The 24,861-nt window shown below is 62.7% G+C and carries 20 protein-coding genes; 10 read left to right on the forward strand and 10 right to left on the reverse strand.

All coding sequences use genetic code 11. The features are described from left to right. Positions 1-51: 51 nt before the first annotated feature. Positions 52-978 carry an alpha/beta hydrolase gene (locus IAE39_RS15635; RefSeq protein WP_201203947.1) on the forward strand — a complete coding sequence of 309 codons (927 nt, stop codon included), beginning with the start codon at positions 52-54 and terminating at the stop codon, positions 976-978. A 170-nt stretch (positions 979-1,148) separates the two neighbouring features. Here IAE39_RS15635 and IAE39_RS15640 read toward each other — a convergent pair whose 3' ends face one another. The 5 genes from IAE39_RS15640 to IAE39_RS15660 all read right to left on the reverse strand — a co-directional run bounded on the left by IAE39_RS15640 (position 1,149) and on the right by IAE39_RS15660 (position 8,818). Then, the gene (locus tag IAE39_RS15640) at positions 1,149-3,575 is read right to left on the reverse strand and encodes a TonB-dependent siderophore receptor (RefSeq protein WP_201203920.1); all 2,427 of its coding nucleotides are present in this window, start codon (positions 3,573-3,575) and stop codon (positions 1,149-1,151) included. Positions 3,576-3,694: 119 nt separating this feature from the next. Further along, complete coding sequence (locus IAE39_RS15645) at positions 3,695-5,344, reverse strand: cyclic peptide export ABC transporter (RefSeq protein ID WP_201203921.1); 1,650 nt, start codon at positions 5,342-5,344, stop codon at positions 3,695-3,697. A gap of 112 nt (positions 5,345-5,456) precedes the next feature. After that, positions 5,457-6,551 carry a pyoverdine biosynthesis transaminase PtaA gene (ptaA, locus tag IAE39_RS15650; RefSeq protein WP_201203924.1) on the reverse strand — a complete coding sequence of 365 codons (1,095 nt, stop codon included), beginning with the start codon at positions 6,549-6,551 and terminating at the stop codon, positions 5,457-5,459. 21 nt (positions 6,552-6,572) lie between these two features. After that, a complete protein-coding gene (gene pvdO, locus IAE39_RS15655) occupies positions 6,573-7,448 on the reverse strand; it encodes a dihydropyoverdine dehydrogenase (protein WP_201203925.1) in 876 nt (291 codons plus the stop codon). Positions 7,449-7,456: 8 nt separating this feature from the next. Continuing rightward, complete coding sequence (locus tag IAE39_RS15660) at positions 7,457-8,818, reverse strand: dipeptidase (RefSeq protein WP_201203926.1); 1,362 nt, start codon at positions 8,816-8,818, stop codon at positions 7,457-7,459. Positions 8,819-8,964: 146 nt separating this feature from the next. Between IAE39_RS15660 and pvdP the strand changes: the two genes are divergently transcribed. After that, on the forward strand, positions 8,965-10,575 hold the full coding sequence (gene pvdP, locus IAE39_RS15665) for a pyoverdine maturation tyrosinase PvdP (RefSeq protein ID WP_201203928.1): 1,611 nt from the start codon (positions 8,965-8,967) through the stop codon (positions 10,573-10,575). 73 nt (positions 10,576-10,648) lie between these two features. Here pvdP and IAE39_RS15670 read toward each other — a convergent pair whose 3' ends face one another. From IAE39_RS15670 to IAE39_RS15680, 3 genes are read right to left on the reverse strand one after another with little or no spacing between them, the layout of a single operon-like run. Then, positions 10,649-12,067: an efflux transporter outer membrane subunit gene (locus tag IAE39_RS15670; protein WP_201203930.1), complete on the reverse strand. Its 1,419-nt coding sequence runs from the start codon at positions 12,065-12,067 to the stop codon at positions 10,649-10,651. Continuing rightward, positions 12,064-14,031 carry a MacB family efflux pump subunit gene (locus tag IAE39_RS15675; RefSeq protein ID WP_201203931.1) on the reverse strand — a complete coding sequence of 656 codons (1,968 nt, stop codon included), beginning with the start codon at positions 14,029-14,031 and terminating at the stop codon, positions 12,064-12,066. Before IAE39_RS15675 ends, IAE39_RS15670 begins: the two co-directional genes overlap by 4 nt. 1 nt (position 14,032) lies before the next feature. Then, entirely contained in the window at positions 14,033-15,214 is a 1,182-nt protein-coding gene (locus IAE39_RS15680; protein WP_201203932.1) for an efflux RND transporter periplasmic adaptor subunit, read from the reverse strand. A 230-nt stretch (positions 15,215-15,444) separates the two neighbouring features. Here IAE39_RS15680 and IAE39_RS15685 point away from each other — a divergent pair, with 230 nt between their 5' ends. Continuing rightward, positions 15,445-15,945 carry a sigma-70 family RNA polymerase sigma factor gene (locus IAE39_RS15685; protein WP_201203935.1) on the forward strand — a complete coding sequence of 167 codons (501 nt, stop codon included), beginning with the start codon at positions 15,445-15,447 and terminating at the stop codon, positions 15,943-15,945. Positions 15,946-15,981: 36 nt separating this feature from the next. Here the strand turns inward: IAE39_RS15685 and azu are convergent, their stop codons facing one another. Next, the gene (gene azu, locus IAE39_RS15690) at positions 15,982-16,443 is read right to left on the reverse strand and encodes an azurin (RefSeq protein ID WP_201203937.1); all 462 of its coding nucleotides are present in this window, start codon (positions 16,441-16,443) and stop codon (positions 15,982-15,984) included. Positions 16,444-16,714: 271 nt separating this feature from the next. Here azu and IAE39_RS15695 point away from each other — a divergent pair, with 271 nt between their 5' ends. Both IAE39_RS15695 and IAE39_RS15700 read left to right on the forward strand, forming a co-directional pair. Beyond that, positions 16,715-17,194, forward strand: coding sequence for a histidine kinase (locus IAE39_RS15695; RefSeq protein WP_201203939.1), 480 nt, complete (start codon positions 16,715-16,717; stop codon positions 17,192-17,194). A gap of 72 nt (positions 17,195-17,266) precedes the next feature. Continuing rightward, entirely contained in the window at positions 17,267-18,592 is a 1,326-nt protein-coding gene (locus tag IAE39_RS15700) for an MFS transporter (RefSeq protein ID WP_201203940.1), read from the forward strand. A 227-nt stretch (positions 18,593-18,819) separates the two neighbouring features. On the opposite strand, the gene IAE39_RS15705 is transcribed toward IAE39_RS15700, so the two are convergent. Then, entirely contained in the window at positions 18,820-20,502 is a 1,683-nt protein-coding gene (locus IAE39_RS15705; protein WP_201203941.1) for an electron transfer flavoprotein-ubiquinone oxidoreductase, read from the reverse strand. A 532-nt stretch (positions 20,503-21,034) separates the two neighbouring features. On the opposite strand from IAE39_RS15705, the gene IAE39_RS15710 reads away from it, so the two are divergent. The 5 genes from IAE39_RS15710 (at position 21,035) to IAE39_RS15730 (ending at position 24,783) form a co-directional block, all read left to right on the forward strand. Further along, complete coding sequence (locus IAE39_RS15710; RefSeq protein ID WP_201203942.1) at positions 21,035-21,784, forward strand: electron transfer flavoprotein subunit beta/FixA family protein; 750 nt, start codon at positions 21,035-21,037, stop codon at positions 21,782-21,784. Then, entirely contained in the window at positions 21,785-22,714 is a 930-nt protein-coding gene (locus IAE39_RS15715; RefSeq protein WP_201203943.1) for an electron transfer flavoprotein subunit alpha/FixB family protein, read from the forward strand. A 75-nt stretch (positions 22,715-22,789) separates the two neighbouring features. Continuing rightward, positions 22,790-23,611, forward strand: a complete 822-nt coding sequence (locus IAE39_RS15720) for a substrate-binding periplasmic protein (protein WP_201203944.1) — start codon at positions 22,790-22,792, stop codon at positions 23,609-23,611. A 9-nt stretch (positions 23,612-23,620) separates the two neighbouring features. Continuing rightward, positions 23,621-23,974: a DUF4398 domain-containing protein gene (locus IAE39_RS15725; RefSeq protein ID WP_201203945.1), complete on the forward strand. Its 354-nt coding sequence runs from the start codon at positions 23,621-23,623 to the stop codon at positions 23,972-23,974. Continuing rightward, positions 23,971-24,783 (forward strand): OmpA family protein, encoded by an 813-nt coding sequence (locus tag IAE39_RS15730; protein WP_201203946.1) that lies wholly within the window; start codon positions 23,971-23,973, stop codon positions 24,781-24,783. Before IAE39_RS15725 ends, IAE39_RS15730 begins: the two co-directional genes overlap by 4 nt. Positions 24,784-24,861: the final 78 nt, after the last annotated feature.

Consider the following 24,861-nt stretch of genomic DNA (forward strand, 5'->3'; position numbering starts at 1 on the left):
TTTTTTTCAAGGAATCTCAAGTTGAACAACGATTTGGAAGCGTTTCTCGATATGGTTGCAATGAACCCACAGGATCAGGCCTTGCATCGGCTTGGTCCGGTGCAGGCACGCACGAGTTTCGAGCTGGCCACGCAGCGTCTGCGCTGGCCCGCGCCGCAGGACCTGGTACTTGGTTCGCTGACCTGTACCACACGCGATGGTGTGGCCTTGCCGTTGCGTGTGTACAAACCTGCGCAAGCCGATGACCGGCCGCTACCGGTGCTGGTGTATTTTCACGGGGGCGGCTTCGTCGTCGGCAGCCTGGACTCACATGATGGCGTATGCCGTGAACTGTGCGCACGGTCAGGCTGCGCGGTGGTTTCGGTAGGTTATCGCCTGGCTCCCGAGCACCGCTTCCCAACGGCTTTCGAGGACGGTTGGGATGTGCTCGAGGCGCTGCCCTCGCTGGCCCGGGCACAGGGCCTGGACCTGCAACGCGTCGTCCTTGCCGGCGACAGCGTCGGCGCGACACTGGCCACCGCCCTGGCCCTGCATGCCGCTAGGCAAGGCCAGGCTGCCGCGGTCCGGCCAATCGGGCAACTGTTGTGTTACCCGGTCACGGATGCGGCAAGCGAATACACCTCCCGCACCCTGTTCGGGGAGGGCTACCTGCTGGAGGACGAAACGCTCGAGTGGTTCTACGACCTCTATGCCCGCACCCCCCAGGATCGTCACGACTGGCGCTTCTCTCCCTTGCGGGTCGAGAGCCTGAGCGGTGTTGCGCCAGCCATCGTCTTGCTGGCCGGCCTGGATCCGCTGCTGGATGAAGGGCAGGCATACGCCGAGCGGTTGCAAGCATCCGGAGTGGAGGTGGAGATTATCCTGGCACAGGAAATGACCCACGATCTGCTGCGCATGATGTCAGTGTCTGCAGAAGTTTCAACCGTCTACGAGCGGTTGGTCGACAGCCTGCTTGCGCTGATCGCCAAAGCCCGATAGATCATCAGCCCGGACTGGCCTGGCAGTGAGCATTGGTCAGTCAGGGGCGTAGGGCAAGCCCGCTTGCACAGGGGCCTGCTGAATCGACGGGTGAGGTGGTGTTCAAAGGAGAAGGGCAAGGCGTCAGCCACCTGTGAGCCCGGGCTCACAGATGGCTGACGCAGGGCAGATCAGTTTTCGTAGCGCAGGGTAAGCGCGAAATTGCGCGGGGCGCCGTAGTAGTTACCGGTGTCAGGGCTGAAGATGGCTGTGTAGTACTTCTCGTCAAACACGTTGTTGAGGTTCAACTGGACGCTGACATTCTGGTTGACGCGGAAATTCGCATTGAGATCGACCAGGTTGTAAGCGCTCTGGGTAATGTTGTTCAGGTACAGCTTGCTCTGGTGATAGATGCTGGTACCCACCCGCCATTGGTCTAGCTCACCCGGCAGCTGATAGGTGGTAGCCGCCTTGAACAGTCGCTGAGGCGAGTTTTCGGTGCCGTAGGTGTCGCCCTTGCTGGCCCCGGCAACGTACTTGGGATGGCTGTAGGTGTAACCCATCGAGGCATTCCACCCTGGCATGAGCTCGCCCGATACTTCAGCATCGAAACCTTGGTTGCGCACTTTGGCACCTTCGGTATAGCAGCGCGCGTCGCGGTTCGGTCCACACACACGGCCTGCCTCGGGAACGACCTGGGGCAGACCCGTCAGATCGACCTGGAACAGCGCCAGGGAGGTGTTGAGCCTGCCGTCGAACAGCTCGCTCTTCAGGCCGATCTCGTAGTTGCTACCCGTCGTGGGGGCGAGCAGCTTGTTGTCGACACTGTAGTTGCTTTGCAGTTTGTAGATTTCGGTGTAACTGGCGTAGACCGAGGTCTGATCAGTGAGGTCATAAACGATGCCGCCGTACGGAATGACCTTGCGGTCTTCCTTGAAGCGGTCGGTTTCCCATGGCCCTTGGGTATCGTAATCGACCCAGCTCAAGCGGCTGCCGAGGATCACGTGGAGGTCGTCGGTAGGATTGAGGCGGGTAGCCGCGTAAATCCCTTTGTCCTTGCGCACATGGCGGCTTGGTGTGAGATCGCCGACAATTTCCGGTTTGGGAAACTGCGAAGCGTCGAAGTCGAGGACGTCCACCGTGGGGTAGATGGCAGGCGAGCCAGTCACGTATTGCAGGCGATCGCGGCGCATGCTCGTCCCCACGACCACTTCATGCTTCTGGCCCATCAGGTTGAACGCGCCGTTCAGCGCTGCGTCCAGGTTGATCTGCTCATCATCGTATCTGGCGCTGTTGGGGTAGAACTGCATCATCGAGTCGCTGTCGGCGGTGTGATAGCCGACCTGTGCCAGAAAGTCCGCATTGGACCAGATGAGATTTGTCGCGACGGTCAGGTTCCAGTCTTCGTTGAAGGCGTGCTTGATATCGGCGAAGACGTTGCGGTTCAGCTTGTCCAGATAGGCCCATTTGCCAGCCAGGGACGTCGAGCGGGAAAAGTCGTAGAAGCTGCCGTCCTTGTGTGTCGGCAGCCCACCCCAGTCATAGCCGTTGTTGTTGTCCTGCTGCAGCGATCCACCGACGGTCAAGGTGGTCGAGTCGCTCAGATCCGCTTCCCCGATTACATAGAACAGCTGGTTTTCCTTGCCAGCGTAGTCCTGGTAGCTATTGCGGTTGTTGTACATCAGTACCGTTCGACCGCGCAGGGTCCCTTCGGCATTCAACGGGCCGCCAACATCCAGCTGGGTTCGGTAGTTATCCCATGAACCTGCGCCTATCTCGGCCTTGAGCTGATAGTCCCGGGTAGGCCGCTTGCGCACCATGTTGATGGCCGCCGATGGGTTGCCCGCACCCTGCAGCAGACCATTGGCGCCGCGCACGATCTCGACCCGATCGTACATGGCCATGTTGTTCACGGACATGACGTCCATCGAGAAGCTTTCGGTCACGCTGGTCGGCAGGCCGTCGACCTGCAGGTCGTCCACCTGAAATCCTCGTGAGTAATACAGTGGACGCTCGGTACCGAAACCCTTGACGGTATTGATCCCTGTCGCGGCCATGGCCACGTCTTCCAGGGACTGCATGTTCTGGTCGTTCATCTGCTGGCGGGTGACGACGCTAACCGACTGCGGCGTCTCGCGTGGCGACAGCCCCAGCCTGGTGGCTGTGCTGGTCACACCTGTGGTGTATGAGCCCGTGTTTTCGGTAGTAGCACCCAGGGCCGCGGACTGGATGTTTGTGGCATCGAGGAGCATTGCACTGTCGCTCTCATTGGACGCCTGCAAGGTCAGGGTGTTGTCGCGCAACTGATAGCGCAGACCGCTCTCCCTGAGCAGGATACGTACCGATTCATCCAGTTTGTAGCGACCGTTCAACGCACCCGAGCGCAGGTTCTGCACGGCATCAGGCTCATACAACACTTGCACGTCAGTCTGTTCGGCAAATTTCTGCAGCGCCGAACTCAATGGTTGCGCGGGGATGTCCAAGGCCAGTTGCTGATCTTGCGCGTGGGCGGCCAAGGGCAGAGCCAGGCTCAATGCCAGTGCCGGCAGTTGTACGTTGATAGCGCTTCGAAGGCCAAGCGCCCGGGTCAAATGATTCAAACGAAGGTGAGTGGGCATTTCGGTGCTCGTGGTGAATGTTGAATGAGTAGGCTGGGCAGATCTGTTTTTTATGTTGACTACGGGTATGACGCACGGCGGGTCATAAACCGGAATGCAAATATTTCGCTTTCATTGCATCAGGCGACGCACGCCTCGACTACCACTTTCCCGGCCTCCATGCGCACCAGCTGGTCGGCGACGTCGAAGTAGCGGTCATCATGGCTGATGACGATGATTGTCTTGCCCAGGCGCTTCAGTTCAGGGAGCAGCTCGGTGTAAAAGATGCGTCGGAATGTCGGGTCCTGGTCCGCAGCCCATTCATCGAACACCAGCACCGGGCGCTCTTCGAGCCAGGCATTGATCAGCGCAAGGCGCTTGCGTTGCCCGGTCGAAAGGTCGGTGGTGGTGAAGCTGCCGTCGCGGACGCTGACCTTGTGGGCGATTTCCAGCCGCTTGAGGTAGACCTCGGCGCTTTCCGGCACCTGCTGGGCCCCCAGGAAGGGGTCCTCGAACAGGTAGTAATCGGAAAAGATGGTGGTGAAAAGCTGACGATAATCATCGCGGTTCAGCGCGGTGATGGCCTGATCGTTGATCCGTATCTCGCCTTTTTGCGGCGGATACAGACCTAGCAGCAGCTTGATCAGGGTAGTTTTGCCACAGCCGTTCTCGCCGACGATGAAAACGATGTCGCCCTGGCTGATCTGCAGGTTCACCGGCCCTAGGGTAAACGGCGCATTGCCGTCGACCGGAGGGAAGGCAAAGCGCACGTCATGCAGCTCCAAGGTGCACAAGGCGGGAAGCTGGCTGGCCTTGTCTTCGAGCAGCAGGTGCGGTTCGGGAGAGGAGAACTGCTCGGACAGCTCGGCAATTCGGCGGAAGGCGATCTGGGCGCGGCTGACGATGGGCAAAGTCCCCACCAGATACTCGAGCGGGCCCTTCATGTACAGCAGCACCAGCACGAATCCGCTCATCACTGCCCTGTCGCTGCTAGGCCACAAGGATTGCAGGGCAAGCGCCAGGCCGATGACCACGAAGAACAGCATCGAGCCGAAGGTCTTGGCGATGACGAAGGTATTGATGGAACGGATCTGGATGTCGCGTATCTGGTCGGCCGTGCCCTGGATGTTGCGGCTGAACATGCGCTGGCGGCGAGCGCGGTGGATACGCAACTCCTTGGCGCCGCCGGCGATCGCATTGTAGTGCCGCTGCAGTTCATCTTCGGCATCCCGTGCCGCGACGAACCCTCGAATACCCTTGGCCCGGGCGATGTACTGCACGACGGTACCGAGTGCAATGGCTGCCAGCATCAGCAGGAACATTGGCCAGGACAGCATTGCCAGGTATCCCAGGCAGCCAATGGTAACGGTCAGGGCAATCGCCAGTGGCGCGAAGGCGAAAGCGAAATCGCTGATGGTGTCCACGTCGTGCGTCAGCACCGGGATCAGTCGATGGCTGCGATAACGCTCGATCTGTTCGATGGGCGCCGACAGCACCTTCTCGCCCAGCTCCTTTCGCAAGGCGGCGATAATGTTCTGGCCGACCCGGTTGCTACCGATGTCGGAAAGTACCGAGCTGGCCAGGGCCACCAGGCAAAGGCCGGCGAAACCCCAGACCACGCCTTGGGTCAGGCCGGTGTCGTCGTGCAGGGCACGGTTGATGGTGGCTAGCAGCAAGGTGATGCTCAGGCCGCCGACCATGCCCAGGAAGACGGATAGCGCGACGGTATACTTGAACGGCTTGAGCAGGGCCAAGAGGTCCTGCACGGCGCCGCGGGTGGGCTGGGACATGATGTGCTCCTGAATAGGTCAGCCGACGCTGGCGGGGGGGCAGCGCCTTGCGTGCGCTGCTGTTGGATAGGTGTGAAACGAAGCCGCAACGGGTGGATTTAGGTGGCTGGCTTCAGCCGTGCATGACTTCAAGGAACGCCTTCAGGAAGGCCTGCATCTGCTCCGGCGTGCCGACACTGACGCGCATCCACTGCGGCCATGCTTCGAACACCCGGCCGACCCGAACCTGGCGTTGCGCAAGTGCTTCGATCACCGCTTTGGCCGGCCGGCCGAGGTCGACCATGAAACAGTTCGCCTGTGCATCGGTGCAGCGGTAACCGGCCTTTCGCAGGGTGTCGGTAGTGCTCAGCAGAACACCCCTATTGATGCGTTTGCGTTCGCTGACCAGGTTTTCCTGTTGCAGGCTGGCGATACCGCCCATGGCGGCGGCGAGCGGCACGAAGTTGTAGCCGTTCAGGCGTTGCAGGTCGGCGAGCAGCGCCGGTTTGCCGATCGCCAGCCCCAGACGGGCACCGGCCATGCCGTAGAGTTTGGAGAACGTCCTCAACACCAGGACATTGTCGTGACTGACTGCCAGATCCAGGCAGGAAGGTGCGTCTGAAAAGTGAATGTAGGCTTCATCGATGATTGCCAGGCTGCCTGCCGGCTTGTGGCTGACCAGGTGCTCGATGTCGGCGCGTGGCGTCAGCGTGCCAGTGGGGTTGTTCGGGTTGCACAGGTACAACACCCCGGGCTGCGGGTCGGCGGCCAGCATGCCGCGTACGTCATGAGCGTGGCGGGCATCCAGTGGCACCTCATGCACGGTCGCGCCGACGGCCCGCGCGCCGTTGGCCACCGAGTCGTAGGTTGGCGCGGCGGTGACCACGCCACGCTGGTCGGCGTGGCGAGCCAGGGCGTACTGCAGCGGCGAACGAGAGCCGCAGAAAACCGCCACATGGTCTTCGGCAACCTGGTTCTGCCGAGCGAACAGCTCTGCCAGGCGATATTCATGTTCCGGAAAATAATGCCCGCTTTGCCGTGCACCCAGCAGCATCGCTTCGAGTGCCGCAGGGCAGGGGCCGTAGGGGCTCTCGTTATAGTCCAGGCGGATGATGCCGTCGTCCGCTGGCGCTGCGCTGGTGGCGCCAGCCGCCCAGGCGGGCAGGGCGGGTGCCAGGCCGGTGAAGGTGGCCGCGGCTACGAAACGGCGTCTGCTCAAAGTGGGCATGGTCACTTTCCTTGTGGGTTGTCAGTTGTGTTCGCCATCCTGGAGGGCGCGGGCTACGCGGAAGCCCAGCCAGTCACCGCGCACGTCGGGTTCGCGCTCGTTGCGGTTGCCCGAGCGGGAGAAAATGGGGGGCTCCAGGTAGTCGTTGCCGCGGATCTGCCGGTGCGTGCAGGTGCCACCTGTGGTCCAGGCGCTGCCGTCGGTGGGCGCGCCGACATAATCGGTATGCCAGCAGTCCTCGACCCACTCGTAGACGTTGCCATGCATGTCGTACATGCCGAATGCGTTGGCAGGGAAGCTGCCGACCGGCGCCGTATGGGTAAACCCATCACGTGGCCCGTAGGTGTTGGCATGCTTGCTGATCTGGTACTCGCCTTCCTGGTCGAAGGGGAACGGGAAGGGGCCGGTGGAGCCGGCGCGGCCGGCGTATTCGCGTTCGGACTCGCTGACCATGCGGTAGGGCTTGCCGGTCTTCTTCGCGAGCCATGCGATGTAGCCGCGCGCTTCATCCCAGGTCATGCACACTGCCGGCTGGGTGGGGCCTTGCGGGTAGCTGGGCTTGCCGTTCCTGCACAGGCGCCCCGGGCGGTCGTCGCCATCGGGCAGTACGGTGTGGGTTTCCCTGGCATAGGCTTGCCACTGCCCGGCGGTCACATGGAAGCGACTCATGGCGAAGGCCTTGGCGAATGTCACCGTGTGCAAAGGACCTTCATCGTCCTGTTTGCCCAGTTCGTCATCGGGGGTGCCCATTACGTAGCTGCCAGCGGGCAGCACGACCATTTCCGGGCAATCCTTGCAGTCCTTGAAGACCTTGCCTGGTGCAGTCGGGTCGGCAGCGAGGGCGTCGAACGACAGCGAGAGACAACCGAGGGCAATCAGTGAAGTCAGCCGTTTCATGGAGTTCCTTACGGGTTGTGGGCAACAGGAGGAGCCGGTCTGGCGGCTTTCTGGGCGGCTTCCCACACACGCAGGAAGTTGGCGCCCCAGAGCTTGGCGATGTCTTCGTCGGAATAGCCGCGCTGCATCAGTTCAGCGGTGACGTTGCGGCTCTGGCTGACATCTTCCCAGCCGGCCACACCGCCGCCGTCGTTGAAGTCGGAGCTGATGCCGACATGGTCGATACCGATCTTTTTCACCGCGTAATCGATCGAGTCGACATAGTCGGCCAGGGTCGCTTCGGGCTCGGCGCCGAGGATGTCGTAGAACGGCGTGAGGTATTCACCGAACTTCTTCTCCGACCAGATCGAGAACACCGGGTCGGTGGTGGTGCCCATCTGGGTCTGGTTCTGTACGTCAGGCAAGCCATGCTTGGCTCGCAAGGCGTTCATCTTGTCGATGGTCGGGCGCGAGAACGGCTTGAGGTAGTGGGAGTAGGCAACGATGTTGACCAGCCCGTCGGTGGCCTTGATGTGTGCCAGGTCCGCATCGCTGAGGTTGCGACGAATGTCCATCAGGCCCTGCACGCCGGTGTGCGAGGCCATGACCGGTGCCCGGCTCAGCTGGGTGACCTGGGTCAGGGCCTGGCTGGACATCTGCGACACGTCGATAACCACGCCGAGGTCGTTGAGCCGGGTGATGGCGCGGCGACCGATGTCGGAAAGCCCGCCCAGCGGGTCGACCGAATCACCGAGGAAGGGCAGGGGGCGCGCCGAATCGACCCAGCTGTTGTTGCCGACGTAGCCCGGCCCGAATACCCGCATGCCGCGTGCCGCCCAGTGGTCCAGCTTGTCGATGTCGTCGCCCAGGGGCGCTGCGTTGAGCATGCTGATGATGATGGCGAACTTGCCTTCGCTGACCAGGCGGCGGAAGTCGGCCGGGGTGTAGGCGATGCCGGCCTGGGCAGGGAAATCCCTGGCGATGCTGGTGATGATCCGGTAGCGCACTTCCAGTTCATTGGCCATCGCGGCTTCGAACCCGGGTGTGGGGCGGTGCGGCCAATTGGGCCCGCTCCAGAACTCCGGCCATGACCAGATCGCGATCGAGGCGCCGCTCAGGCGGCCCTTGGCGGCTTTTACCAAGTCGAACTGGGTGGGGCCGTCACGGTTTGGTTCCTCGCCATCAGTGCCATAGCTAAGCGGCACGTCAAGGTGTGCATCCAGGGCCGGAATGCGCGCTTGCAGGGCGTTGGCCCGTTGTTCGATTTCCCGGCCGTAAGGGTGTTTGGCCAGATAGAACCAATACCACCAGGCACCTGCGGCCGCCAGGAGCAAGAGCAGAAGTGCCAGAACCCATGGCCATCTGCGCGAAAAAAAAGCCTGTTTCTTCATTGCGTACTCGACCGCCTGCACGACGGCCCCATGCCGTTCGAACTTGCTGGGTGAAACGAGCCGAGGCCAAGAGAATTTAGCAACCCTCTAAATCGCTCCCTCAACCATTCGTTTTCGCAGCAGGAGTCACGTCATGAGTACAGTGGATGAAGGTGTCACGTCGAAAGATCCTGGCTGGCCTGGTGGCCGCCGGTGTAGTACTGCCTGCTGGCTATTACGCACGGCAGGAGTGGCAGCGGGCCGAGGAAGCGGAGCTGAGCAGTGACGAGCCTGCTGTGCCGGTCGATGACTTGCCCAATGCGCTGCTGGGTGAGCGCCTGGTCGGGATCTGGGACTGGCGGCTGACCAGCGATCATCCCGGGCTGGCCGAACTGGCCCGGCCGCAGCAATTGCTGCTCGACGTAGGCCAGGGGGGGCGTGCCCTGCGCGGCTACCTGGGCACTGCGCCGTATGGCGGCCAGGGTTTGCAGGTTTACGGGCCGTTGGCTGCCGACCGGCTGCCGAAGGTACAACTGAAGATGGTTGCTGGCTCTGGCGTGGCTTATGACTGCGATGCCGTGCTGGATGAGATCTGGGTTGACTGGAGCGAGGGTGGCGGCAGTGCGACCTTGAGTGGGCAAGTCCGCCTGGCAGGCACCCAGGCAGGGCATTCAGGTGCGCAGGCGGGCTTTGTCGCCGTTCGCCGGCCTTTCGTGTTGGCGCGTGAGCGGCTGCCGTTCGTGTCCGCCCTGCACGAAGACCTGATTTCACCACAGCGCCGTTACTATCATCAGCTGTGGCATGCCAGCCGCGATCGTTGGCACCGCATCGATGAATCCCGGCGGCAGATGGTGCGTGCGCTGGGGTGGCAGGTTGGCCCGTTGGGCAAGGAGCGCAACGCCCGCGGGCATGATCGCCACCGCAACGGCTCCGGCGAGGATTTTCTGTTCATGCATCGGCACATGCTGCATGGCGTACGTGAAGTCCAGGACCTGCGCTCCTGGGTCAGCTTGCCTGCGGCACGTCCATCGCTCGGGCATGGCGCCCAGGCGTTCTACGATTACCTCGATAATCGCGACGGCTACAGCGTCCCGCCCAACTGGCAGGCGGCTGGCGATGATGCTTTCAGCCAGTGGCTGTACTACGTCAAGAGCAGCCAGGGGTTGCACGCCAACTTCCAGTTGTGGGAAGCCCAGTTGCATGATCCGCAATACCTCAGCACCTTGTGCCTGGGGGAATTGGGTTCACGCATCGAGTTGGGAATTCACGACTGGCTGCACATGCGCTGGGCATCCCTGGGGCGAGATCCCAACTCGGGTTACCCGATGCCATACGGGCGCCGCAACTATGACTTTGCCGAACGCTGGTTCCGCGCCGACAACGACTTCCTTGGCGACCCGTTTTCCTCTCATGCAAACCCGGTGTTCTGGGCCTTTCATGGCTGGATCGACGACCGCCTTGACGATTGGTACCTGGCCCACCAGCAGGCGCACCCGGGTGAGGTGAAGCGGCGCATGATCGATGGTGTGCCGTGGTTTGCGCCGGGGCGCTGGGTGCGTGTGGCCGAGCCATGGCTGGGGCCTACCCGTGATGGTTGTGGTGCCTGGGGATTGGGGAATGGTGGCGGTACCGGCAAACTGGACATCGAGACCATGAAACTGGCCTTGCAAGTCATCTTCAGCCCTGAGGAAGATGGCGATCGTCTGTCCGGCAGGGTTCCACAGCGGCCCTGGTATGCCCGCCATCTGGCACCGGGCCCACGACGGGATGGTTTGTAGCGCACGCAGTATGAGGTGCGGGCATTGCGGTACATGGCACCGGCTGCGCCGGTGCTCGCCGGCCATCATCAGGCTACCTTGCCGTCACCACTGTGCCCGCCGCCGTCCAGCCCCCGCCCAGTGCCTTGTACAGCGCAACACTTGCCTGCAATCGCGCCTGGCGCAGCCGTACCCGCTCGGCCTGCGCGGTGAACAGGCTGCGTTGCGCTTCCAGCACACTGAGCAGGTCTTCGGCTCCGGCCCGATAGCGGTTCTCGGCCAGATCGAAGGCGCGCTGTGCCTGGGCAAGTTCTTCATTCTGCCAGTGTGTCTGGCGGTCCAGGCCGTCGACGCTGTTCAGCGCCTTCTCGACTTCTCCGAAGCTGGTGATCAGAACACCGCGATAGGCCTCCAGCAACTCATCCTGGCGCGCGATGGCGCGATCACGCTCGGCACGCAATGCGCCATTGTTGAAAATGGGGGCAGTCAGGCCGGCACCAAGGTTGAGCGCCGGATTGTGCAGCAGGTCGATGGCTTTTCTGTCGCCGGAGGCCAGGCTGGCCGTGAGGCTCACGGTGGGAAACAGGGCCGCGCGCGCAACGCGGACATCTGCCTGAGCCGCGGCCAGGCGTGCCTCTGCGCTGGCGATGTCCGGGCGGCGGCTCAGCAGCTGGCTGGGAATGCCGGCGGCAATGCTCGGGCCGCTCAGTTGTTCGAAAGGCTGATCGGCAAGCTCCAGTGTCTGCACGGGTACGCCTAGCAAGATCGCCAATGTGATCTGCGCATCGCGGGCCTGTTGTTGGTACAGCGGCAACTGGCGTCGCTGGCTGGCCACCAGGCTCTCTTGCTGGGCCAGTTCCAGGGCAGTGGATGACCCGGCCTGGACGCGTGTGCGCACCAGGTTCAGGATCTTCTCGGCGTTATCCAGGTTAAGCGTGGCGATGCGCGCCTGCTCGCGAGCGGCGAGGGTGCCCAGATAGGAATCGGCAACACTGCTCGTCAGGCTCAGCTCCAGCGTGTCACGATCCAGTGCAGTGGCTTGCAGGCCAAGGCGAGCACTGTCACGCGCAGCGGCATTCTTACCCCAGAAGTCCAGCTCGTAACTGGTGGTCAGCGCAGTGTTGAAGTAACGGTAGGTCCGCTCGCTGCTCGAGGCGTCCTGTTCGCTGTAACCCTGGCCTCGCAGCAACCGCTGGTGATAGGCGTCGGCACTGGCGTCGAGGCGCGGTAGCAATGGGCCACCGGCAATCCGCAGGTCGGCCCGTGCCTGCCGGACCCTGGCCACGGCAGCACGCAGGTCATGGCTGCCTTGGCGCGCCTGCTCGATCAGTTGGCTCAATTGCGCGCTGTTGAAGGTTGTCCACCATTGCGCCGAGGTAGCCGTATCGCCAGTCGGGCCTTGCCAACTGGCGGGCGCAGCGATGCCGCTGTCCAATGGCGCAGGGGTATGGCTGCAGGCGCCTAGCAAGGTCAGCAGCGGCAGCAGAAAAAGCGGGGATCTGGTCATGGTCATTCACTGGTCAGGGCGGCGACAGGGTCGAGGGCGGCGGCCTTGCGCGCGGGCATAAAGCCGAAGATGACGCCAGTGGCTACCGAGCAGGCAAAGGCCCCCACGATCGCCAGGGCGGAAAACGCTACGGCCACCTGGGCCAGGCTGAGCGCCATGCCGATAAGAAGTGCCAGGCAGACGCCGATCAGGCCGCCGGCCAACGACAGCACCACGGCCTCGGTCAGGAACTGGCGCAGGATGTCGCGCTGGCGGGCGCCGGTGGCAATGCGGATGCCGATCTCGCGGGTGCGCTCGCGAACGGTCATGAGCATCACGTTCATCACGCCGATCCCGCCGACCAGTAGAGAAATGGCGGCAATGGCGCCAAGCATCAGGGACAGCCCGTTGCGCGTCGCTGCTTCGGCCTGGATCATCGCCGCGCTGTTGTCGATCTCGAAGTCTTCGATGCCACCGTGCAATCTCAGCATCAGTTGGCGGATCGCCCGTTCGGTTTCATGCACCTGCGTGCTGTCGGCGGCGCCGATAATCACGTATTCCGGGTGTTGCGTGCCGGACAGGCGTATGGAGGTTGCTGAGTACGGGACGGCGATGCGCAGGTCGTTGCGCTGGTTGGCGCCGCTGGAGCCTTTGCTGGCGAGCACGCCGATGACCTGGAAAGGCACGTTCTCGATAAGGATGTACTGGCCGATCGGGTCCTGGCCGTCGACGAACAGCTTCTTGCGCACTTCCGAGCCGATCACCGCCACGGTCGCCGCGGTTGCCAGGTCGTTGTCGGTAAAGAAACTGCCTTCGCTGACGGGCCAGCTCATCAGGCTCGGGAACACCGGTGTATAGCCACCAATGGTCGATTCCAGGTCGCGATTGCCGAAGCGCACCTGCGCCTCCACCGTCATTGCCGGCATGATCGACTTCACCTGGGGTAGCTCGGCCAGTGCCTGCACGTCGCTGAGGCGAACGTCGCCGGGCGGCGCGCGCGGTGCCGGGGGGGCACCATTCATGAATATGATGTTCGAACCGAACGCGCCCATCTGGGCCATGACCTGGCGCTTGCTGCCTTCACCCACCGCCAGCATCACGACAACCGACGCGACACCGATGATGATCCCCAGCAGGGTCAGCGCGGTGCGCGTACGGTTACTCCACATGACCCGCCAGGCGGCCTGCAGGGCGTCGCGGGTCTCGCCCAGCCAGGGGCTGCCCTGGCTGTCGGCGCGGACCAGGCGCCGGGCAAGGTCATCTGCCTGCAGCGCGCCCGGGCGCCCTTGTGGCGGTGGCTGTCCGGCCCCACTGTCGCTGATCACTTCGCCATCGCGGATCTCGATGATGCGCTGCGCACGAGCGGCCACATCACGATCGTGGGTGATCAGGATCACTACATGGCCCTGCTCGGCCAGCTCATCCAGCAAACGCATGACCTCGGTGCCACTGTGGCTGTCCAGCGCGCCGGTGGGCTCGTCCGCGAGGATGATGTGGCCGCCGTTCATCAATGCCCGGGCGATGGACACCCGTTGTTGCTGGCCGCCGGAAAGCTGACGCGGGCGATTGCCCGTGCGGTCTCCCAGGCCAAGGCGCTGCAGCAGGGCCTGTGCCCTTTCGGCGCGCGGGGCGGCGCCGGTCCCGGCGTAGATCGCCGGCATTTCAACGTTCTCCTGGGCCGAGGCGGAAGGGATCAGGTGATAGCCCTGAAACACGAAGCCGAACGCTTCGCGGCGCAACCAGGCCAGTTCGTCATTGTTCAGGCCGGCAACATCCTGGCCGGCAAAGCGATATTGCCCGCTGCTTGGGCGGTCGAGGCAACCGAGGATGTTCATCAGGGTCGACTTGCCAGAGCCCGAGGTACCAACAATCGCGATGAACTCCCCGGCATGAATCTGCAGGTCGATGCCGCGCAGCACATCGACCTGTGGGCTGTCGCCGCCACCGTAGGATTTGCAGATGCCTGCCAGCTCTATCAGCGGAGTACTCATGTCAGCCCTCGCCGCCGACAGGGCCGATCAGCAACTTGTCACCCTCGGCCAGCCCGTCCAGTACCTGCACGCGCAGGCGATCGCTGAGCCCGGTGCGTACCTGGCGCGTCTGAACGTCGCCCTTGCCGGTCAGGACATGGGCTGTCTGCAGCCCTTCGCCCTGGGCGCGTCCTTGAAGCGCGGCGATGGGTACGGTCAGTACATCCTTGGCGGCGCCGGCGACGAAGAATACTTGTGCGGTCATGTCCGCCATCAGTGCGTTGTCATCGTTCTCGACGTCCAGCAGCACGGTGTAGAGCACCACGCGTCCGGTCCCGTTGCCGCTTGCACCGCTGGCAGCGACCGGGCTGCCACCACCTTGGCTGAGCTGATCCAGCGGTTTTGGCGGAATTGGCAGAATCTGCCTGACGGTGCTGGTCCAGCGCCTGCCACCGCTGCCCAGGGTGGTGAAGTAAGCCTGCATGCCGATCCTGACCTGGCCGATGTCGGCTTCCGAGACCTCGGCCCAGACCGTCATCGGCGACAGTTTGGCGATCCGCAAGATCAGCGGAGTGCGCTGCTGCGCGTTCAAGGTCTGCCCCTGTCGTGCATCGACAGCCACCACTGTGCCGCTGATCGGGGCATAGATGCGCGTGTAGCCAAGCTCGGCCTCTGCACTACGCAAGGTGGCCTGTGCCTGGAGGATCTGCGCCTGATACATATCGATACGCGCCTGGGTTGTCAGTACCTTGGCCTGGGCCGTCTGCACATCCTCTTCACGCGTGGCGCCGTCGCTGGCCATCCGTTGCTGGCGACGCAACTGCTGCTCGGCCAGAACATGCTCGGCGCGCTGCTCCTTGACCTGCGCTTTCAGGGTTTCAATGGCATAGCGCTCGGCATCCAGCTGGGCCTGCTGTGTCGCAGGGTCAATTTCTACCAGCAGCTGACCCTGCTTGACGGTGTCACCCACCTCTACATGCAAGGTGCGGATCTGCCCGGAGGCCTGCGCGCCGACATCCACGTACTGACGGGGCTGCAGGGTACCCAGGGCGGTGACGCTGGATTCGATGTTGCCCCGACTGACGCTCACGAAAGGCCGCTGATCGGCCTCGGCGGGCAATAATTGCCAGGCAGCGAATGCGGCCACCGGGACCAGGCACAGTACGAGGGTTACGGCACGACGGGTAAGGCGTTGTGGGATCATGCAGGATTCCGACCATTAGAGGGCCGCTGTCACCAGGGATCAGCTAGGGAGGCTGCCGATTAAACGAAAGCGATAAGCGCGGATTTAGCTGGGAACACCCGCACCAAGCGCGGGAAATGTAACAACGTCTTTAAGCTTGATGAGAATTATTATATTTTATGGGTCAGCAGTGCCATTACCTGGCCTCTATCGGGTTTCTATCATCATCGGACTACAGGGAAAGCGCTTCGATGCCATCTTCGGGTGTACTGCTCGAGCATTATTACCGCGAACTGGTGGGCTACCTCCGTTCGCGCCTTGGTAGCCAGCATGCTGCCGAGGATATTGCTCAGGAAGCCTATCTGCGGATACTCGAACGGTGTGACGGCACGCAGATTTCCCATCCGCGCGCTTTCCTTTATCGCACTGCCCTGAACCTGGTCACCGATGGCCATCGGCGCAACCAGTTGCGTCGCGTCGAACCCCTGGAAGTACTGGAAACCGACGAGCGATTCTTCGTCGCGCCAGTACATGGGGCCTGCCGGGAGGAAGAGCGCCTGGCGTTGCTGCAACGAGCGGTGGCGGAATTGAGCGAAACCTGCCAGCAGTGCTTTCTGCTGCGCAAGCTCGAAGGTCTTTCGCATGGCGAGATCGCCGCGCGTCTCGGGCTGTCCAGGGCCATGGTGGAAAAGCACATCGTCAACGCCATGAAACATTGCCGCCTGCGCATGCGGGAGTGGGCCGAAGCCTGAGCGCATTTCTGGCGCGCGGCCCACTTGCCGCCAGCTTCAGTCGGCGGAAGAAGTACCCAGTGTCAGGGCACCCTTCATCATGGTTGCGTGGAAAGGATAGGAGCAGAAGAACTCGTATGCCTGGCCTGCCTGCAACGCCCGGGTGTCGAAGGTGACCGAATCCTTTTCACCACCACCGATCAGTCGGGTATGGGCGAGTACTCGCTTGTCTCCGGGCTGGATGTAGTTATCGGCTTCGCCTGCCGCAGCGCCATCGGTGGTCACGCCTTTGATGTCTTCCTTTTTGGCCAGCACCCAGTTGTGACCCATGATGTTTTTGGGCAGCGTGCCGGTGTGCTGGAGGTTCACCGTGAAGCGTTGACAGGTCTGCGGTACGTTGATGGTCTTCAGGTCGTAGGTCATCTGATCGGTACTGTGGATGTCCACCGAACAGTGCTCGGCGGACCATGCGACGCTGGACAGGGTCAGGGCAAAAAAGGCTAGGGCAGGGCGAAACATCTGGGTTCTCCGCGAATGTATGAAGCGATGCCTTGGGGCATGGGCCTCTTTTCATACGAAACGCGAGTGGCTGGGTTTAGTGCGGGAGTTGTCTGCAGGGGCGACTGCTGGCGTGAAGGTGAATGTAAATTCCGTCAGCCAATCACTTGATTTATGCGGTTTTTCCGACTTCTATCAAAGAAGACCGCTGCCGGGGGTAAGCTTGGCAGTAGCCGTTACTGGCGCAGTAGGTCATGGAATGCACCCATTACCCAACTGCCCAGGTCCGACCATGGCAAACAAGACCCTGCGCATCCTCATCGCCGACGCACACCCGTGCCAGCGCCTGCAGCTGGAGCGGCTGCTCAATGGCCTGGGCTATTACCGGATAGCCCCCGTGGACAGCTTCGAGGAGTTGCAGCGTCTGGTGCAGTGCGCCTTGCAGCCTTTCCACCTGTTGCTGGGCAATATCGAGCTGGCCAGCCATGCCGGGGTCGACCTGGAGCGCTTTTGCCGTGTCAGTTCGCAGATCCAGCACGCCCTGCTTTACCACTCAGCCCAGTTGAAAGTACCTGCAGTGTCGCAGGCCGAGCGCCAGGCGGTCAGCCTGAGCCTGCCTCAGGCGCCCGATAACGAGGCGCTGGAGTCGTTCATGGCGATCATCGACGCGCCGCTGCTGGTCGGCAAGTTGCCGCTGCCGGGCACCCTGGCGGCCAATGCGGCGCGGCCGCGGCCACGAGCCAACTTCGCCCGTACCGTGTTCCACCGCTAGCGCCGCTGTAGGCAGGGCAACCGGGCCGCTATTTGTTATGCTCTTGCCCTTTGCCGATTTGCGGACCCTGCCATGACTGCCATCGATACCGCTCGCCCGCCCCGGTTCAGCCGCGGCGACCACCGGACCTTGGGCCTGGCGGCGTTGGGCGGCGCGCTGGAAATCTACGACTTCATCATTTTCGTATTCTTTGCGCTGACCCTCAGCCAGCTGTTCTTCCCGCCCGAAATGCCCGAATGGCTGCGCTTGCTGCAAAGCTTCGGCATTTTCGTCACCGGTTACCTGGCGCGGCCACTGGGCGGCATCCTGATGGCGCACTTTGCCGACCACCTCGGGCGCAAGCGGGTGTTCAGCCTGAGCATCCTGATGATGGCCCTGCCGTGCCTGCTGATCGGGGTGATGCCGACCTACGCCGACATTGGCTACGCTGCGCCGCTGATCCTGCTGGCCCTGCGCATCCTGCAGGGTGCTGCCGTGGGCGGTGAAGTGCCGAGTGCCTGGACCTTCGTCGCCGAGCACGCACCCAGCGGGCGGCGTGGCTATGCCCTTGGCTTTCTGCAGGCCGGGCTGACCTTTGGCTATTTGCTGGGGGCGTTGACCGCGACCCTGCTGGCGCAGCTGTTCAGCCCGCAGGAAATCCTCGACTACGCCTGGCGCTACCCGTTCCTGCTGGGAGGGGTGTTTGGAGTGATTGGTGTGTGGTTGCGCCGCTGGCTGAGCGAAACACCCGTGTTCCTGGCCCTGCGCGCGCGTCAGGAGCAACCCGTGACGTTTCCGCTACGGCGTGTGCTCGGCGAGCACCGCCGGGCCTTGATCCCGGCCGCGCTGCTGACGTGTGTGCTGACGTCGGCGGTAGTAGTGCTGGTGGTGATCACCCCGACGGTGATGCAACAGCGCTTCGGTATGACTGCCGGGCACACCTTTGCCCTGAGTAGTGTGGGTATCGTCTTCCTCAACATTGGCTGCGTGCTGGCCGGGCTGCTGGTCGACCGTGTGGGCGCCTGGCGTGCGCTGATGCTCTACAGCCTGTTGCTGCCACTGGGAGTCGGCGCGTTGTACGCCAGCCTGGTGGGGCAGTGGGGCATGACCTGGCTGGCCTACGCGCTGGCGGGGTTGAGCTGCGGCGTGGTGGGGGTGGTACCGTCGGTGATGGTCGGCCTGTTCCCGGCCGAGATCCGTGTGTCGGGCATTTCCTTTACCTACAACGTGGCCTACGCGCTGTGGGCCAGTACCACGCCGCTGGCACTGATTGCGCTGATGCCGTGGAGCCCGTGGGTGTGTGTCGGGTTTTGTCTGATCATGGGGGCGGTGGGGCTGCTGACGGCCTTGTATTTCGGGCGTCGTGAGCCATTGGCGTTCGCCGCGGAGCCGATGCCGGTCATGTGTGGTGACAAATGAACATGTAGCGGTCCCGGTTTCCGCACGACGCCGCCTTTGTAGGAGCGGCCTTGTGTCGCGATCGGGCTGCGCAGCAGCCCCAGGATCTTGGCCCCGGCACAAATTGCTGGGGGCCGCTATGCGGCCCGATCGCGACACAAGGCCGCTCCTACAACGACCGCACATGGCCAACAAAAAGCCCCCGGCTCGTGAGAACCGGGGGCTTTTTGTTATCGCAAGGCAGGGCCTTACATGTTCGGGTAGTTCGGCCCACCCGCGCCTTCAGGGGTAACCCAGGTGATGTTCTGGGCCGGGTCCTTGATGTCGCAGGTCTTGCAGTGCACGCAGTTCTGCGCGTTGATCTGGAAGCGCTTGTTGCCGTCTTCCTGGGTGACCACTTCGTACACGCCCGCCGGGCAGTAACGCTGGGCCGGCTCGTCGTACAGCGGCAGGTTGCTGGCGATCGGCACGTTGGGGTCGGTCAGCTTCAGGTGGCAGGGTTGTTCCTCTTCGTGGTTGGTGCTGGAGAGGAATACCGAGCTGAGCTTGTCGAAGCTGAGCTTGCCGTCCGGTTTCGGGTAGTCGATCTTCTGCGAGTCGGCCGCCAGCTTCAGGCAGGCATAGTCCGGCTTGGTGTCGTGCAGGGTGAACGGCAGCTTGCCGCCGAACCAGTTCTGGTCGACATAGTTGAACGCCGCGCCCAGCAGCGGGCCGAACTTGTGCATGGCCGGGCCGAAATTGCGGCTGGCGAACAGTTCTTCGTACAGCCAGCTGGCCTTGAAGGCGCTGACGTAGCCATTCAGCTGGTCACCGCCTTCGCTGCCGGCGATCAGGGCATCGGCTACCGCGTCGGCGGCAAGCATGCCGGACTTCATCGCGGTGTGGCTGCCCTTGATCTTGGCCACGTTCATGGTGCCCAGGTCGCAACCGATCAGTGCACCGCCATTGAAGACCATTTTCGGCAGCGAGTTGATGCCACCCTTGGCCAGGGCGCGGGCGCCGTAGCTGATGCGCTTGCCGCCTTCGAGGTATTGGCTGATCACCGGGTGGTGCTTGAGGCGCTGGAACTCGTCGAACGGCGACAGGTACGGGTTGGCGTAGGACAGGTCGACGATCAGGCCGACCACCACCTGGTTGTTTTCAAGGTGGTAGAGGAACGAACCACCGGTGTTGTCCTTGGCCATTACGTCGAGCGGCCAGCCAGCGGTGTGCACCACCAGGCCTTGCTCGTGCTTGGCCGGGTCGATTTCCCAGATTTCCTTCAGGCCGATGCCGTAGTGCTGGACGTCGGACTCGTTATCGAGGTTGAAGCGCTTGATCAACTGCTTGCCGATATGGCCACGGCAGCCTTCGGCGAACAGGGTGTACTTGCCACGCAGCTCCATGCCCGGGGTGTACATGCCGTCTTTCGGGTTGCCTTCACGGTCCACACCCATGTCGCCGGTGACGATACCGCGCACCACGCCGTTTTCATCGAACAGCGCTTCCTGGGCGGCGAAGCCCGGGTAGACTTCCACGCCCAGGTTTTCGGCCTGCTGGGCCAGCCAGCGGCACAGGTTGCCCAACGAGATGATGTAGTTGCCATGGTTGTGCATGGTCTTGGGCACGAACAGGTCAGGCACCTTGGTGGCGCTGCCGGCATCCTTGAGCACGTAGATGTCGTCGCGCTTCACTTCGGTGTTCAGCGGTGCGCCGAGTTCTTTCCAGTCAGGGAACAGCTCGTTCAGGGCGCGGGGCTCGAACACCGCGCCGGAGAGGATGTGAGCGCCGACTTCAGAGCCTTTTTCCACCACGCAGACGCTGATTTCGCTACCGGCTTCGGCGGCCTTCTGCTTCAGGCGGCAGGCGGCGGACAGGCCCGCCGGGCCGGCGCCGACGATGACCACGTCGAATTCCATGTATTCGCGTTCCACAGGTTCTCTCCTACTCATCAAGGCTCGTGCTGTTGCTTTGTCTTATGGGTGCTTGCGCACAGTGGCTCATCACGGGAGCGAAACTGTAGCTGCGCAAATGACGGACTACACCGTTTTGTCTTGGCCGCGCATTATATCTACACCACTTGGCGGGTCCAATACAAACGTTTGTTTGAATTTGCCGCAGGCCAGTAAAATCACAGGAACGCGGCTGGAGGGTGACCGATTTGCCGTATTGACCGGATTGGGTGTTACGGTCAAGATACGAGCGGTTTTACGTTCGCCGTAGGCTTGCAGCCGGGCGCAGGTACACCTCTAAAGACCAGGTGTGGAGCAGGGTTTTGCGGGCTTAGGCCGGTTTGTAGTGGAGTTTACACGCCACGACAGGAAATGACCCGTGAGTATTTGTCGCAAGAGTCCGGACAAGACTGTTCGGTCACAGTGAAGATACTGCCTCCCGATACGTTTTTAGAGGTGCCCTTGTACCCACGCGCATCGCTGGGCTCTGCCCCAGGCGACTATCTATTCACCGGAGAGTAACGAGGAATCCATGAAGGTTCTTGTAGCTGTCAAACGAGTGGTCGACTACAACGTCAAGGTTCGCGTCAAAGCGGACAACTCCGGCGTCGACCTTGCTAACGTCAAGATGTCCATGAACCCCTTCTGCGAAATCGCCGTCGAGGAAGCCGTCCGCCTGAAGGAAAAAGGCGTGGCCACCGAGATCGTCGTGGTTTCCGTCGGCCCGACCACTGCCCAGGAGCAACTGCGTACCGCCCTGGCCCTGGGTGCCGACCGTGCCATCCTGGTCGAAGCCGCCGATGAACTGAACTCCCTGGCCGTGGCCAAGGCGCTGAAAGCCGTTGTCGACAAGGAGCAGCCGCAGCTGGTCATCCTCGGCAAGCAGGCCATCGACAGCGACAACAACCAGACCGGCCAGATGCTGGCTGCGCTGACCGGCTATGCCCAGGGCACCTTCGCCTCCAAGGTGGAAGTGGCTGGCGACAAGCTGAACGTCACCCGTGAAATCGACGGCGGCCTGCAGACTGTGGCACTGAACCTGCCTGCCATCGTCACTACCGACCTGCGCCTGAACGAGCCACGCTACGCGTCGCTGCCGAACATCATGAAGGCCAAGAAGAAGCCGCTGGAGACCGTTACTCCAGACGCGCTGGGCGTTTCCCTCGCCTCCACCAACAAGACCCTGAAGGTTGAAGCCCCGGCTGCCCGCAGCGCAGGCATCAAGGTCAAATCGGTGGTCGAACTGGTCGAGAAGCTGAAGAACGAAGCGAAGGTAATCTAAATGACTATCCTGGTTGTCGCTGAATACGAAAACGGTGCCGTAGCCCCGGCCACCCTGAACACTGTCGCCGCTGCCGCCAAGATCGGTGGTGATGTGCACGTGCTGGTCGCTGGCCAGAACGTGGGCGGCGTTGCCGAATCCGCTGCCAAGATCGCTGGCGTGGCCAAGGTACTGGTTGCCGATAACGCCGCCTACGCCCACGTGCTGCCAGAGAACGTCGCGCCGCTGATCAAAGAGCTGGCAAGCGGTTACAGCCACGTGCTGGCCCCGGCCACCACCAACGGCAAGAACATCCTGCCGCGCGTTGCCGCGCTGCTGGACGTGGACCAGATCTCCGAGATCATCTCGGTCGAGTCCGCCGACACCTTCAAGCGCCCGATCTACGCCGGTAACGCCATTGCCACCGTGCAGTCGAGCGCTGCGGTCAAGGTCATCACCGTGCGTACCACCGGTTTCGACCCGGTCGCTGCCGAAGGTGGCTCGGCTGCCGTTGAAGCTGTTGGCGCTGCCCACAACGCCGGCATCTCGGCCTTCGTCGGCGAAGAGCTGGCCAAGTCCGACCGCCCTGAGCTGACCGCTGCCAAGATCGTCGTGTCTGGCGGCCGTGGCATGGGCAACGGTGACAACTTCAAGCACCTGTACAGCCTGGCCGACAAGCTCGGTGCTGCGGTGGGTGCCTCGCGTGCCGCCGTCGACGCCGGTTTCGTGCCGAACGACATGCAGGTCGGCCAGACCGGCAAGATCGTTGCGCCACAGCTGTACATCGCCGTCGGTATCTCCGGCGCGATCCAGCACCTGGCCGGCATGAAAGACTCCAAGGTGATCGTTGCGATCAACAAGGACGAAGAAGCGCCGATCTTCCAGGTAGCCGACTACGGCCTGGTCGCTGACCTGTTCGAAGCGGTTCCGGAGCTGGAAAAGCTGGTCTGATCCGCCTGCTTCACTTATAAAGAACCCGGCCCTCGTACAGGGGGCCGGGTTTTTTTATGGGTTAAGGAGCGAGGGATGACGTTGAGCGGAACGGGCAGGGTGCTGGCATGTGTGGCACTGTTGATGCCACCACTGGCCATGGCCGCAGGCAAATGCGAGCGCCTGGTGGCCACCGGCAGCCCCGATGCGCCGCCTTATTCGTGGCAAGACCCGAAAGACCCGAAACACCTGATCGGCGCCAACGTCGACCTGTTGCGCCAGGTGGCTGGCGAGTTGGGTGTGAAGGTGGAAGTGCTGAATGCCGGCCGTCGCGACCAGGCGCTGGAAGAAGTGCGCAGCGGGCGCATGGACCTGCTGCTCGACACCCCCATGCAGGTAGAGCAACTGACTGCGCTGGATTACATCCATCCGCCGTTGCAACTCAATGAATACCTGGTGTGGACCCGTCACGATGCCGAGTTGACCTTCGACGGCCCGGCAGACCTGGCCCGGTACCAGGGCAGCTTGTCCGAGCGTGCACGGCTGACCCCGGCCTTTACCGCCTTCGCCAAGGCCCAGCTCAAGCTGGTGCCCGCGCAAAACCTGACCCAGGCGTTCCAGAAACTGGTGCTCGGCCAGGTGGATTATGTGCTGGCAGGCCGCTATTCCGGTATGGCCATGGCGCAGAGCCTGGGCATGAGCAATGACCTGATCGCCCGCGGCCTGCCGGTGGATCGCCCGGGCCTGTACCTGGCGCTATCGCACAACTCCGCCTGCAATGACAGCTGGTTGCGTGGGCAATTGGCGAAAAAACTGACAGAATTGCCGATCTCCGGCGCGTCAGAGGCGGTGCTGCAACGTAATGTCGAGCGCTGGAAAGCGCAGTTGCAGGTACCGGCGGACGCCCCCAAACACTAGGAAGATTGCGTGAGAACCCAACCACTAATCCTTGCCCTGGCCGCGCTCGGCCTGGCTGGCTGCGCCAATGACCCGGCCCCTGTCGAGCAGATGCGCATTTCCGAACAGGCACTGGAACAGGCCAGGGCAGTCGGTGCCACCGAACAGGTCGAAACGCTGAAGCTGGCGGAAGACAAGCTGGCCCGGGCCAAAAGCAACATGCTGACTGAAGACTACCGCGATGCGCGCATGCGCGCCGAGCAGGCCGAGCTGGATGCGCGCCTGGCCGAGGCCCAGGTGCTGAACCAGAAGAGTGAAGAGCAGCTGCAGTTGCTGCAGACGCGGGTCAAGCGCCTGCGCAAGCAACTGGAGGTGCAGCCATGAATGGTCGTACCCCTTTGGCTGCGTTGGTGTTGCTGGCGTTAACGGCCGGTTTGCAGGGTTGCGCCAGCCAGCGCAGCAGCGCCGCGCTCGATGACGCCACGGCTGCTTTCCAGAAGGTCAAGGATGATTCCGATGTGCTGCGCAGTGCGCCGCGTGACGTGATCCGCGCAGGCGAGTCGCTGGCGCGCGCCGAGCGGCTGTCCAGCTACATCGGCACCGGTTCCGATGTGCGCCATTACGCTTACCTCAGCCAGCGCTATAGCGAGATCGCCAGCGAGCATGCCAAGCTGGCGTTGAGCCAGGAGCGCCAGGCCAAGCTCGATCTGGAGCGTCAGCGCCTGCAGTTGGCCTTGCGCGAGGCCAAGCTGGCCAGCGTGCAACAGCAGGGCAAGTGGGTTGAGTCGCAGATTGCTGCGCTGGCCTCGGAACAGGCTGACCGTGGCCTGGTGATGACGTTGGGTGACGTGCTGTTCGACACCGGCAGCGCCGACCTGAAGAACTCCGCCAGCCGGACCGTGCTCAAGCTGGTGCAGTTCCTGCAACTGAACCCGCGCCGGGTGGTGCGTATCGAGGGTTATACCGACAGCACCGGCGCCCCCGAGGACAACGTCAAGCTGTCGCGTGATCGGGCACAGTCCGTGGCTGACATGCTGGTGGACCTGGGTATCGACGAAAAACGCCTGCAGGTGGAAGGTTATGGCGACCAGTACCCCATCGAGGCCAATGCCTCGGAGCGGGGCAGGGCGCAGAATCGTCGGGTCGAGATTGTGTTCTCCGATGAAAAAGGCAAGCTCGCGCCGGCGCGCTGAGCTTTGTGAGGCCGCCTTGCGGCCCTGGGGGGGGGGGGGCGGCCCCCCCCCCCCCCCGGCCCCGGGGGGGGGGGGGGG

The sequence above is a fragment of the Pseudomonas sp. S37 genome (genome assembly GCF_016658545.1).
Classification (GTDB): Bacteria; Pseudomonadota; Gammaproteobacteria; order Pseudomonadales; family Pseudomonadaceae; genus Aquipseudomonas.